The following is a 13,856-nucleotide window of genomic DNA, read 5'->3' as shown; positions in this document are numbered from 1 at the left end:
CATACGTTTCATATTATGCAATAATAGACGTTATAGACGCCAACATTATTATTTCTTAAAGGAAAAAGATGGAACAAAAAACATTATCTATGTTTGTACATTTGAGCCAAACATTACATTTTGGGAAAACTGCACTAGCATTTCATGTCAGTCCTTCAACGTTAAGCAGGGTAATTCAACGCTTAGAGCAAGAAGTTAACAGTGATTTGCTTCATAGAGATAATCGTAGTGTTGAGCTAACTGATGCAGGAAAGAAATTTAAACTTTATGCTGAGCAACAATTAGAGCAATGGCAATTTTTCAAAAATTCTTTAGATGAAAAAAAGGAACTATTAACCGGAAAATTACATATTTACTGCTCGGTTACCGCCGCATACAGCCATTTACCTCCTTTACTTGAACGCTTTAGAAGTCAACATCCGTTAGTTGAAATTATGCTAACAACAGGTGATGCTGCCGACGGCTTAGAGTTTGTGCAAAATAAATCGGTCGACTTTGCCATTGCTGCATATCCTGAGCATATACCGAGAAGTGTTTATTTTCATCATCTTGCCACCATTCCGTTAGCTGTTATTGCACCAACTATGCAATGCAGAGTGTTACAGTTATTACAAATAGACCGACAAAAAAACAAAACAATACCTTGGTCAGAAGTGCCCATTATACTGCCAGAACATGGTACAGCTCGTAAACGTTTTGAATATTGGTATAGAAAAAAACAACAAGGTAAAGCCAATATTTACGCAACAGTTTCTGGACATGAGGCTTTGGTGAGTATGGTTGCTTTAGGCTGTGGCGTTGGCATAGTGCCCCAAGTGGTCGTTGAAAATAGTCCTGTAAAAGATCGCGTTCAATACTTAGCTGATGTCGGCGAGATAGAACCATTTGACTTAGGGGTATGTTGTTTAAATCAATCTAAATCACAGCCATTAATTAAGGCTTTCTTTGCTTCGATCAGCTAAATGCCTTATCAAACTCTAAGTACACAACTCATAAAATTCCGTATTAAATCACAAACGGAATGACAAAAAATATTGCTATCCTGTTCATCATACCGATACCGAACTAGTTAAATGACGCAATAGGCGATCCATTGCCCGGTATGACAATGCTTCTGTAATATGTGCATGAGTAATATCATTCTCATCGGCCATATCTGCCAAGGTTCGAGCTATTTTTAAAATCTTATGATGAGCCCTAGTAGAAAGTCCCAACTTTTCTACCGCTAGTTCGAGAAACTCATTATTTTCAGCGGATAAGTGACAATAACTTTTTAACTCACTGGTGCCTAAATGCGCGTTGGCCTTGTTTTGCCGTGCTAATTGTTTCATTCTACAAGCCTGCACACGCGCCTGAACAATCTCATTGGTTTCATTCATATCAGTATCTCCAGCCCAAGTGCCTCTAGGTAAACGCGCAACTTCTATCTGAATATCAATTCGATCTAAAAAAGGACCAGACAAGCGATTCAAATAACGTAATACTTGTTCGGGAGTACTACGATTATCATTGTAAAAGCCAGTTGGGCTAGGGTTCATGGCCGCAATAAGCTGGAATCTGGCAGGAAAACTTTGTTTGTGCATCGCTCTAGAGATAGTCACTTCTCCGGATTCCATCGGTTCACGCAGTACATCAAGTACTTTGCGTTCAAATTCAGGAAGTTCATCAAGAAATAAAACGCCATTGTGTGCTAACGAGATCTCCCCTGGTTGAGGTTGTCCTCCACCACCCACTAGAGCAGCTGATGATGCAGTATGGTGAGGCGCACGAAAAGGCCGTGTTAACCAAGACTTGGCGTTTATCTTTTGGTTTGTTATCGATTGAATAGCAGCAACTTCTAGCGCTTCTTGCTCAGTCATCTTAGGTAAAATTCCGGCTAACCGACTTGCTAACATGGTTTTGCCTGTGCCAGGCGGGCCAATAAAAAGTAAATTGTGATTACCACTTGCGGCTAGCTCTAAAGCACGTTTAGCAAGTGGCTGTCCAATAACATCACTAATATCGAGTTCATTGATATCAGTAAACTGCTCAAGTGCCTTTTCCTCCACAAAAGGTAAAATCATTTGTCTCGAAAAATGCGCGTAAAGCTGGCTTAAATGTTCCACAGCATGAATTTTAGCCTCTTTAACCCAACTCGCCTGCTCACTATTTTCGCGTGGAACAATTAATGTTCGCTTACTTTCACTACAAGCCATAGCCATAGGTATTTCGCCGATAATGGCTCTCAACTCACCTGACAAAGCCAATTCACCGGCAAATTCATATTGTGCTAAATCAACTTGAGGAATCTGTTCAGAAGCCGCTAAAATTCCAACAGCAATAGGTAGATCAAAACGACCACCTTCCTTTGGTAAATCTGCTGGGGCAAGATTAATGGTTATTCTTTTTGCGGGAAACTCGTAACCACAATTAATAATAGCGCTACGAACACGGTCTTTTGATTCTTTAACTGAAGCTTCAGGTAAGCCAACAATATGAAAAGCAGGCAAACCATTAGCAAGATGAACTTCAACAGTAACAAGCGGTGATTCTAAACCAACACGCGCTCGACTATAAACACAGGCAAGAGACATATTAATTCCATTTATTCATTCTTCTTGTTCAGTGTAGGAAAATATTCTTTGTTATTCTAATTTTAATCACAAAATTTTTACTTCATATTTTTTACTCGGCTATTACCTCAGTTTTTTCATATAACTTTTACTTCTTTCGATAGAGCTAAAAACTGAGAAAAAAAGCTTGCTCCAAACATTAGTGCTATGGTACTAATTTAAATAGAAGATAAAAAAGACGTGAATAAAAATTCACTATAAGAATATAAATTATCACTTCTTAGCTAAATGAGCTTTATATTTAACCTAAAAAAAAGTAAACTAGACAACAATGCAACACTTTAACTTATTAATTATTATAAACGTGCTCGTCGTGGTGATTGAATCATCTCGGGGGTTTTCGTTGAGCTAAAGAAAAGCAATACAGAAACATAAGCCCTCGCTTCGAAAGAACCGAGGGTTTTGTGTTTTTAGGGAAAAATTTAAAACACTAAACAACTTTGGAATTATCATGACTGACAGCAAACCGTTAACTGGCGGCGGATTACTATTTAATGTAGTTGAACAGCATGGCGTTAATCATGTTTTTGGGTATCCGGGCGGCGCTATTATGCCTATTTATGATGCATTGTATGATAGCAATGTTCAGCATTTTCTTTGTAGACATGAGCAAGGCGCTGCATTTTCAGCTGTCGGTTATGCCCGAGCTTCAGGTAAAATTGGTGTTTGTATGGCAACCTCTGGACCAGGTGCCACAAACCTAATTACTGGTCTTGCTGATGCGCTTGCTGACTCAATTCCCCTAATTGCAATTACAGGCCAAGTGCCTACCGCCGCAATGGGTAGTGATGCTTTCCAAGAAACAGATATTTTCGGTTTATCACTCGCTTGTACTAAACACTCTTTCCAAGTTAATCATGTAGATGAATTAGAGAAAGTTTTACACCAAGCCTTTGAAATTGCTTTAGAAGGTAGACAAGGGCCTGTACTTGTAGATATTCCTAAAGATGTACAAATGGCGGCAGTAGAGCAAAACTTTAAATCAGCAGCACCACTTAAAAATAAAGTGAAGTTACCACTTGCTGATATCAGCAAAGCTCTTGATTTACTTACCAATGCTAAACAACCTATTCTATATGTGGGTGGTGGTGTAGGTATGGCAAATGCTATTGAAGAAGTGAGAGCATTTGCGCGTGAAACTGGCATCCCTTCGGTTTCAACGTTAAAAGGGCTAGGCGCCTTAGATGCAACAGATGAAAACTATTTAGGTATGCTAGGTATGCACGGTACACGAGCAGCTAATTTAGCTGTTCATGACTGTGATTTACTTATCGCTGTTGGTGCACGTTTTGATGATAGGGTAACTGGTAAACTTGACCAATTTGCACCTGACGCGAAAGTGATTCATTTTGATATAGACACTGCTGAAATTAATAAACGTAGAGAAGCTGACGCCCCTATTTTAGGTGACTTAAAGGAAAATTTACCTTTATTAACTATGTCGCTAAACATTACAGAATGGCAAGCAAACATTCAAAAAATGAAAGCTGATTGTGCTTGGCGCTACGATCACCCTGGTGACAGTATTTTTGCCCCAGCAGTATTAAAAGAAGTTAGTGATTTAATGCCTAAAAACACCTGTGTTACTACCGATGTTGGTCAACATCAAATGTGGGCAGCTCAGCATATGGTTTTTGATGAGCCAAGTAACTTTTTAACCAGTGGTAGTATGGGTACCATGGGCTTTGGTTTACCAGCCGCGATTGGTGCACAGATAAGTCGCCCGCACGATACAGTTATCACAGTATCTGGTGATGGTTCTATCATGATGAACATACAAGAACTAGCAACAATTAAACGTTATCAAATTCCAGTAAAAGTTTTGTTAATAGATAATGCAAAGCTAGGCATGGTTCGTCAATGGCAAGATTTATTCTTTGAAGGGCGACTAAGTGAAACGGATTTAGCTGACAACCCTGATTTTTGTATGCTAGCTCGCTCTTTCGATATAAAAGCCAAGCAAATTACGCAAAAAAGTGAAGTGACTGATGCAATCAATGAAATGCTAGATCACGATGGTCCTTATTTTTTACAAGTAAAAATTGACGCCAAAGATAATGTATGGCCTTTAGTACCGCCAAACAGTGCTAACAACGAAATGATGGAGAGCGCTTAACATGAACAATTATACACTAATCATCATGACCGACGATAAACAGGTTGTACTTGAGCGGATTTTACAAGTGACTCGTTATCGTGGCTTTTTAATTGATGGTATTACCGCCAGCGTTAATAACACGAATAATATTGCCACCATTGAGTTATTAGTGAGTAGTGATCGCCCTATTACACTATTAATTGATCAAATTAATAAACTGGTCGACATCAAGAGTGTCAAGGTAGACAATAACGCGACACAGCTATCTAACGCTTAACGTTATAGTGTTTAGCCTATTATTAGCTAAGCACTAACTTACAAAAAGTTTAATTATTATTTAGGTCACTTTATTCAATGTAAATAAGGTGACAGAAAACATAGGAACATATAATGGCAAAAGTAAATGCAGATCTAATTTGGTTCAATGGTGAACTCATGCCGTGGCAAAATGCTACCGTTCATGTAATGAGTCACGCTTTACACTATGGTTCATCAGTATTTGAAGGTATTCGTGCTTATGATACTCACCAAGGTACGTGTATTTTCCGTTTGAAAGAGCATATTGAGCGCTTATTTGATTCCGCTAAAATTTATCGTATGAACATACCTTATACTCAAGAAGAAGTAATGCAAGCCTGTAAGGATGCCGTAAAAGATAACAATCTAACAGCAGCTTATTTACGTCCTTTAGCCTTTTTAGGTGATGTTGGCATGGGATTACGTCCGCCTGCTGATGCGATAGCTGATTTAATGATAGCGGCATTTAGTTGGGAAGCCTACTTAGGTGCTGAAGCGATCGAAAATGGTGTTGATGTAGGTGTTTCAACTTGGAACAGGTTAGCCCCTAATACTATGCCTACTGCGGCTAAAGCTGGTGGTAACTACCTTTCTTCGCAATTAATATCAATGGAAGCTGGTCGTCATGGTTACACTGAAGGGATTGCTCTGGATGTAAATAACCAAGTTAGTGAAGGCGCGGGTCAAAACTTATTTTTAGTACGTAATGGTATTATTTTTACCCCACCAGGCACTGCTTCAATTTTGCAAGGTTTAACACGTGATACTGTATTTGTACTTGCTAAACAATTAGGTTACGAAGTACGTGAAGAAACCATTGCTCGTGAAGGCTTATACCTTGCCGATGAATTCTTTATGACTGGTACTGCAACTGAAATAGTACCCGTTAAATCAGTTGATGGCATTGCTGTTGGCACAGGTTCTCGTGGTCCTATTACTAAAGCTATTCAAGATGCTTTCTTTGGTATGTTTAATGGTACTACAACAATACCTGACGGTTGGTTAGACCCTGTAAAATAGCAAAATAACAACGCTATTCATTGATATTTTCTATAGTAGCGGCATTGGAAAGACTCACTTATAGTAATAAACGCTGTGCTTCCTTTACTGCTACTGTATTTCAATGATGGCAAGCTAAATTGTCACATATGAAACATAAAAACTTATACATACACAAAAATTTAAATTTAAAAGCCTATTATCGGACATTATTCTTTTAATATGTTTTCAAAATAAGGTTTACTTCACTATTTTCAAACGGAACATAACATCATGCCTAAATTAAGATCTGCAACTTCAACTCAAGGCCGTAATATGGCTGGTGCTCGTGCGCTTTGGCGTGCAACAGGAATGACTGACGGTGATTTCGGCAAGCCGATTATTGCTGTTGTTAATTCATTTACGCAATTTGTACCAGGTCATGTACATTTAAAAGACATGGGGCAGCTAGTTGCTGGCGCTATTGAAGAGGCTGGTGGTGTTGCGAAAGAGTTTAATACTATCGCTGTTGATGACGGTATTGCCATGGGACATTCAGGTATGTTGTATAGCTTACCGTCACGTGATCTTATTGCCGATTCAGTTGAATATATGGTTAATGCGCATTGTGTTGATGCCATGGTATGTATTTCAAACTGTGACAAAATTACTCCAGGAATGATGATGGCAGCAATGCGCTTAAACATCCCAGTAATTTTTGTTTCTGGTGGTCCAATGGAAGCAGGTAAAACTAAACTTTCCGATCAAATTATTAAACTTGATTTAGTTGATGCCATGATTCAAGGTGCAGACCCCAAAGTAAGTGACGAACAAAGCGATAAAATCGAACGTTCTGCATGCCCTACTTGTGGTTCATGTTCTGGCATGTTTACCGCGAACTCCATGAACTGTTTAGCTGAAGCACTAGGTTTAGCCTTACCAGGTAACGGTTCAATGCTAGCGACTCATGCTGACCGTGAGCAATTATTTTTAAATGCGGGTAAGCAAATTGTTGAACTAACTAAACGTTATTATCACGATAACGATGAGTCTGCACTACCACATAATATTGCTAACAAAGATTCTTTTTCAAATGCTATGTGCTTAGATATTGCTATGGGTGGCTCAACCAATACTATTCTACATCTACTTGCAATAGCACAAGAAGCTGAAATTGATTACACCATGGAAGATATGGACAAGTTATCACGTCTTGTTCCACAACTATGTAAAGTTGCACCATCAACACCTGAATATCATATGGAAGATGTGCATCGCGCTGGTGGTGTAATTGCAATTTTAGGTGAATTAGCACGTGCAGGTTTATTAAAAACAGATGTACCAAATATTTTAGGTACAAGCTTAGCGGATGTTATTGCTAAGTACGACATTAAAGTAACAGACGATGAAGACGTTAAAAAATTCTATCGTGCAGGCCCTGCTGGTATCCGTACAACCAAAGCCTTTAGTCAAGATTGTCGCTGGGATACTTTAGACGACAATAGAGTAAGTGGTTGTATTCGTAGTATTGATAATGCTTTTTCTACTGAAGGTGGCTTAGCGGTACTTTCAGGTAACATCGCTGTAGATGGTTGTGTAGTTAAAACAGCTGGCGTAAGTGACGACAACTTAGTATTTACTGGACCTGCTCATATTTTTGAAAGCCAAGATGATGCGGTAGCCGGTATTCTTGATGGCAAAGTTGTTGCCGGAGAAGTTGTTGTTATTCGCTATGAGGGTCCTAAAGGTGGCCCAGGCATGCAAGAAATGCTTTACCCAACCACTTATTTGAAGTCGATGGGCTTAGGCAAGGAATGTGCTTTACTTACTGATGGTCGCTTTTCTGGTGGTACTTCAGGTTTATCAATTGGCCATGTATCTCCGGAAGCTGCTGATGGTGGTGCAATTGCATTAGTAGAGCAGGGGGACATTATCCATATCGATATCCCTACACGTGAAATCACCTTACAAGTACCTGAAGCAGAGCTTAATGCTCGTCGTGCAGCGATGGAAGCAAAAGGCAGAGACGCTTGGAAACCTGTAGATCGTATTCGTCCTATCAGCTACGCATTAAAAAATTATGCCATGTTAGCAACTAGCGCTGATAAAGGTGCGGTACGAAATCGTGCACTTTTAGATGGTTTAGATAATAAATAACGATTAATTTTTAAGTACTAAAGTAAAAAGCGCCTGATATTAATGATGGCGTTTTTTTACTTAACTCAGCAAGTGAAGTATAGATCCAATGACCGAAAAACAAAGCCAAGCGCTATTATCAGAGCACGCAGAACAACTAGATTATTTAAGACGTATCTTACTTGCCCCAATTTATGATGTTGCGGTAGAAACTGAGTTAACACCGTTAACAAAGTTGTCTGCTCGTTTAAATAATCAAATATATTTAAAACGTGAAGACCAACAGCCGGTACATTCTTTTAAATTACGTGGCGCTTATAATAAGCTGTCCAGCCTAAGCGAAGAGCAATGTATTCATGGCGTTATTGCCGCATCAGCAGGAAACCATGCGCAAGGTTTAGCCTTAGCAGCAAATAAATTAGGCATAAAAGCGACTATTGTCATGCCTAAAACCACCCCTGACATTAAAGTTGATAATGTTAGACGTTTTGGCGGTGAAGTTCGTTTAGTCGGTAACAGCTTCAATGAAGCGCAATTAGCTTCTGTCGAATATGCTCAAGCTGAAAAGAAAACCGTTATTCATCCTTTTGATGATGTTGATGTGATTGCTGGCCAAGGTACTGTTGCTAAAGAGCTGTTGCAACAATTACCTCATGCCGACGTAGTTTTTATACCTGTTGGTGGTGGTGGCCTACTTGCTGGTATGTCAGTGTATTTAAAACAACTGAGCCCAAATACTAAAATTATTGGTGTTGAAGCCGAGGATTCAGCCTGTTTGAAAGCTGCACTTAGCGCAGGTACTCCTGTTGATCTAGAGCAGGTAGGTTTATTTGCGGATGGCGTTGCAGTTAAGCGTATTGGTGAGCATACTTTTAATTTAATTAAACGCTACTGTGATGATGTAATTACGGTCAATACTGATGAGATTTGTGCTTCAATAAAAGACATTTTCGAACAAACACGAGTAATTGCAGAGCCCGCTGGTGCACTTTCTTTAGCTGGTTTACAGAAGTACTGTGCAACAAGTAAAGGTGAAGAATCTCTAGCTGCCATTTTATCTGGTGCTAATATGAATTTTCATACGTTACGTTATGTTTCAGAGCGCTGTGAGTTAGGTGAGAATAAAGAAGCAGTGCTTGCTGTTACTATCCCAGAAGAAAAGGGTAGCTTTAAACGTTTTTGCCAAACATTAGGTAATAGAGCAATTACTGAATTTAATTATCGCTATAACGGCCAACAAGATGCTAATGTTTTCGTTGGTGTACGCTTAGGTGGTAATGACACAGAGCGCCAACAACTTCTTGGCGAGTTAGCACAGGCAAATTATCAAGTAAACGACTTTACCGATAATGAGCTAGCAAAATTACATGTTCGCTATATGATAGGCGGTAAAAGTAGTGCTGATAATGATAACGAGCGTATCTTTAGCTTTGAATTTCCAGAACACCCTGGCGCATTAGAAAAATTTCTAGATGCGATGGGTGAACATTGGAATATCACATTATTTCATTACCGCAATCACGGTGCTGCTTTTGGACAAGTGCTTGCAGGCTTTGAGCTTGATCCTAGTAAAGAAAATGACTTCTTTGAGCATTTGAATGCTTTGGGTTATCAATTTGAAGAAGCGACTGAAAATCTCGCTTATCAAGTATTTCTCAACTAGTTAACCCGCTGCTTAAGTTAGTTATATTGCCCTATTTACAAAAATAAATGATTGTGTAAAGTATCAAGTAGTTATTTTTTAGGGCTAACTAACGGCCCATAGTGTTCAATTGCTAACTTAAACCCTTGAGTCAAACCTGGTAATAAATTTTTATGCTTTTTATTAATATAATGAAAACCTTCTGAGTGGTAAACAACCGCTGTATTAAATAGGCTTTCATCTAAGCTACCAAGATTACCCAACTCCACTTCATCAATAAGTAATACATAATACAATCGACCTTTTGTTAACATAGAACCTAGATCTTCATCACTTTTAATGGCATAGCTCGACGCCGCAACCGTATCTATAAAATTAGACGATATAGACTTGCCTGACGTTACCCCTATAACATTATCAGCATCGTTAAATACTGATTTGTCACAGACAACACTCTTATTACAATAAAGCACTAGCGCGCCTTTTGCTAAGACCACAGGAACACGTAGTAAATTCGCAAAAGTTTGTTCGATTTCTCTTTCGGCAATCATCATACCGTCTAGCTCGCCTTTGTTAACTAACTCTCTAGCTCTACCAATCAGTATACGATCAAAAATAACCTGATAACCTAAATAGTTATAAGCAAATAAATGATATTTTTCATAACGATTACTGATGTTGTCAGACAACGGAATACTAATTCGTACCATTTTAGTCATGGTATTATCTTTGGCATTAAGCGGAAAACTTAAGCATAAAAATAAAAGTATAATCGCTGAATATATTGAATTATTTATAATTTGCATCATATAATTTACAAAAGAGTTATCGCTATAACTAGCCTAAAAAATTAATGTCATTTATATCATGCTATCAGCTTATTTTCCCGATAAAAATAATAAGCATTGACACTTTACTAACAGTAAAAAGCGCATCAGTTTCACTCGTTTTTCAACACCCCTTTCATTTGTATAACCATTTATCTTCATAAAGGTGATTGTCAATATTTCTCTATTCGCACAAAAAAAAATCTTGTGCCATAATAATAAAAAGAATAAAAATCACTAAGGTAGATGATGGAAAGTAGAATTCGTACTGTTATTGAAGCGGTATCCAATACTTATGGTGATGATTTTTTTAACTCAATTACGCTAGCCTTACATGAGGTAATAAATGCTGATCACACCTTTATTGCCGTACTTGACCCTAAAAAATCAACGTCAAGAACAATCGCTTTAGTCTCAAAAGGTGAAATAGCAAATAACTTTGAATATACTTTAAAAGATACTCCTTGTGCTGATGTAGCAGATAATTCCGTTTGCTATTATCGTGGTGGTGTTTGTGAGCTGTTTCCACAGGACAAACTCTTAAAAGAGATGAATATAGATGCTTATATAGGCTCTCCTTTATACGATTCAAAGCAGAGAACAATTGGTATTATTGTTTCTTTATATGAAAAATCACTCGAAAATGAGCAAGATGTCCTCACCCTATTCAAAGTATTTTCAGGACGAATTGCTGCCGAATTAGAACGGAAAAACTATGAAGATGAATTAGAAAATACCATTTTATCTCGTACATTAGAGCTATCCCAAACGGTTGATAAGCTGAAAAACGCGCAAAAGCAGTTAGTTGAATCCGATAAGATGGCGGCTTTAGGTGGCTTAGTTGCCGGCATATCCCACGAAGTGAATACTCCATTAGGTATTGCGATCACCACACATAGTATTATTGCTGAAAAACATAAAAAGTTATTAGAAAAAGTGGCTAAAAAGTCTCTCAGTATAAAAAACATGAATGATTACTGTGAGTCCGTTAGTCGCGCGTTAAACATGCAAGAAGATAATTTGTTTCGTGCAAAAAGACTCATTGAGAACTTTAAACAAACGGCAGTTGACCAACACCACTTAGAAATCGATACGATTAATATTAAAAATTATTACAAAAAGTTAATCACCACATTAAATTCAATATTAAGAACCAAAAATGTCACATTAACTATCACGGGAGATGATGACATTAATATAGCTACTTACCCGGGTATACATGCTCAAATATTAACTAACTTAATTACCAACAGCGTTCGTCATGGATTTAATAATAAAGAAAACAATCGTATTGTAATTGATATTAGTAAAAAACATGACACGGTTGAAATAAATTATCATGACAATGGTATTGGTTTATCTGAGGAAGTAAAAAAGCATATCTTCGATCCATTTTTTACCACAGCGCGACAAGATGGGGGGGTTGGCTTAGGAATGTCGATAATTTATAACCTGATTACTCAAACATTAAAAGGGGATATTTTAATTGATAATATTGATACAGGAGCAGGCTTTACTTATCACTTTACAACCAGTACATAAATCCAGTTATTGGCCTCTGCTGTAATAGAAAATGACAGCTAGGCCTACTCAGTAACTTAGTTTCAATGGGCTATATTACTTCCTATACGCATACTATTTAACCATTAATATAGTCACTTTGTTAGCTAAGCTTTCATCATCTAAGCGCCCATAACGCATAATAAAGTCTTCTTTACCGTCATGATTAATATCATAATGCTCAAACAATTTACCATTTTCAGGCAATACTGCTGTAAACTTTTTACTTTTACGAGCGAACAATTTTGCACTCTGGTTACCTAAAAATATAACTAAACGGTCTTGCCCAGAAGATAACACTAAATCTTGTAAACCATCACCGTTAACATCACTTAAGCGTACAATAGGTTCACCACTCTGCCCTGATGTTAAACTAAAGTTTAATTCAACTTCCTTGCTTATAAGGGCATCTTCTTCATAACTATTTTCATCATCCAAAGCAAACACTAAAACATTTTGATCTATGCCACCAGACAGTAAAGCACCAATAATATTGCCAACACTTAACTGGAATGAAGAAACTAACACTTCATATTTTTCGTCCTGATTCATATCTATTATTTTCAAGTCAGTTAAGGTCCCTTCTGCCTTAATAACCGTAGTGGGAATTGTAGAATAAGCTAACTGATGCTCTTGATTTATATAGCCTAAATAAAACTCATAATCATTGGTTCTATCTAACACTCCTGAACTTTGAGTAAAACGAACAACAACATCGGTTAAACCATCGCCATTAATATCCTTAATCTCTTCAACAGCCCGATGTATTAAATTACTTTGGTCGAGGTTTTCGCCATCCGCCTCTTTAATGTGCCACCAATTTACACCGTAAATAGTATCGGCTAAAGCAATTTTCGCTGCAGTTGAGGCAAAAGTTCCATTTTCATTTTGACTAAAATAATTGATATGTCCTTTAGAGACCCAGGCAATATCTTGACGATCATCAAGGTTGAAATCAGCAAAAAATAACGCTGTTGGTGTAAACTTTACTCCGCCTCTTTCTAGTTCTATTTGTGTATTAATTGCTAAATATTGATACTCAGACTCTATATCATTTTTAGCAAACAGCCATAAGTTTGTTTTTTCGAAATCTGGCAAAACAATATCATCATAACCATCTTCATTAACATCTTGAATGAAATCCTTCTTGGAAATAAACGGTGATTTAGGTAATAAGAAAATAGAGCTAACCTCTTGTTTCAAAGCAAAATACAAACCAGATTTTAAAGTAGGCTCTTCTTTACGTTCGCTATCATACCTAAGAACCACTACCTTGTTTTTCGCTAACAAATAGAACCCTTTTCTATCGTCACTTACATCAAAAGCAAAATACTCATCTGTAATTCCTATTTGTTCTAATAAAACAAATTCATCTAACTTTTCACTATAAGTATAAACGGCTAACCAAGTTTGACCCTGTTCATCGACGCCAATAAGTACTAATTCATCCGAAGAGTTTTTTTCGTCCATTAGATCTAAAGGGATAATAGGTAAGTTAACTTTAAATGGCGCTGTAATACTATAATGTTTAAAGTCTAACTTAGTACTGACTGACTTTGTTGAGTTCGCAAATGTAGTGGTGGCAGTAATAAGGAAAAAACAAAATATAAAACCTACTAAAAATCGATTGTGCATAACTGTCCTTTTAGAAATATTGCCTTCGTGTTAATTGCTTCTTCATCATAAATCTTTGTTAACTTTGTAGC

10 protein-coding genes are annotated in these 13,856 nt (G+C 37.5%); 7 read left to right on the top strand and 3 right to left on the bottom strand.

Features of this window, described 5'->3' with window-relative positions:
- The first annotated feature begins 68 nt into the window (after positions 1-68).
- Complete coding sequence (gene ilvY, locus KO509_RS03335; protein ID WP_215971863.1) at positions 69-962, top strand: HTH-type transcriptional activator IlvY; 894 nt, start codon at positions 69-71, stop codon at positions 960-962.
- A gap of 87 nt (positions 963-1,049) precedes the next feature.
- Here ilvY and KO509_RS03330 read toward each other — a convergent pair whose 3' ends face one another.
- Positions 1,050-2,573 carry a YifB family Mg chelatase-like AAA ATPase gene (locus tag KO509_RS03330; RefSeq protein ID WP_215971862.1) on the bottom strand — a complete coding sequence of 508 codons (1,524 nt, stop codon included), beginning with the start codon at positions 2,571-2,573 and terminating at the stop codon, positions 1,050-1,052.
- 490 nt (positions 2,574-3,063) lie between these two features.
- Here KO509_RS03330 and ilvG point away from each other — a divergent pair, with 490 nt between their 5' ends.
- The 5 genes from ilvG to ilvA all read left to right on the top strand — a co-directional run bounded on the left by ilvG (position 3,064) and on the right by ilvA (position 9,784).
- On the top strand, positions 3,064-4,728 hold the full coding sequence (ilvG, locus tag KO509_RS03325) for an acetolactate synthase 2 catalytic subunit (protein WP_215971861.1): 1,665 nt from the start codon (positions 3,064-3,066) through the stop codon (positions 4,726-4,728).
- Between the two features lies 1 nt (position 4,729).
- The gene (gene ilvM, locus KO509_RS03320; RefSeq protein WP_215971860.1) at positions 4,730-4,987 is read left to right on the top strand and encodes an acetolactate synthase 2 small subunit; all 258 of its coding nucleotides are present in this window, start codon (positions 4,730-4,732) and stop codon (positions 4,985-4,987) included.
- A 113-nt stretch (positions 4,988-5,100) separates the two neighbouring features.
- On the top strand, positions 5,101-6,027 hold the full coding sequence (locus tag KO509_RS03315) for a branched-chain amino acid transaminase (protein ID WP_215971859.1): 927 nt from the start codon (positions 5,101-5,103) through the stop codon (positions 6,025-6,027).
- Between the two features lie 252 nt (positions 6,028-6,279).
- Positions 6,280-8,142 (top strand): dihydroxy-acid dehydratase, encoded by a 1,863-nt coding sequence (gene ilvD / locus KO509_RS03310; protein WP_215971858.1) that lies wholly within the window; start codon positions 6,280-6,282, stop codon positions 8,140-8,142.
- 88 nt (positions 8,143-8,230) lie between these two features.
- The gene (ilvA, locus tag KO509_RS03305; RefSeq protein ID WP_215971857.1) at positions 8,231-9,784 is read left to right on the top strand and encodes a threonine ammonia-lyase, biosynthetic; all 1,554 of its coding nucleotides are present in this window, start codon (positions 8,231-8,233) and stop codon (positions 9,782-9,784) included.
- 71 nt (positions 9,785-9,855) lie between these two features.
- Here ilvA and KO509_RS03300 read toward each other — a convergent pair whose 3' ends face one another.
- Positions 9,856-10,482 carry a hypothetical protein gene (locus KO509_RS03300; protein WP_215971856.1) on the bottom strand — a complete coding sequence of 209 codons (627 nt, stop codon included), beginning with the start codon at positions 10,480-10,482 and terminating at the stop codon, positions 9,856-9,858.
- 357 nt (positions 10,483-10,839) lie between these two features.
- Here KO509_RS03300 and KO509_RS03295 point away from each other — a divergent pair, with 357 nt between their 5' ends.
- Entirely contained in the window at positions 10,840-12,132 is a 1,293-nt protein-coding gene (locus KO509_RS03295; protein WP_215971855.1) for a HAMP domain-containing sensor histidine kinase, read from the top strand.
- Positions 12,133-12,225: 93 nt separating this feature from the next.
- Here the strand turns inward: KO509_RS03295 and KO509_RS03290 are convergent, their stop codons facing one another.
- Entirely contained in the window at positions 12,226-13,785 is a 1,560-nt protein-coding gene (locus KO509_RS03290) for a VCBS repeat-containing protein (RefSeq protein WP_215971854.1), read from the bottom strand.
- Between the last annotated feature and the right edge of the window lie 71 nt (positions 13,786-13,856).

Origin of the sequence: Colwellia sp. C2M11 (assembly GCF_018860915.1) — a bacterium.
Lineage (GTDB): Bacteria > Pseudomonadota > Gammaproteobacteria > Enterobacterales > Alteromonadaceae > Colwellia.
This window is presented reverse-complemented; position numbering and strand designations above follow the sequence as displayed.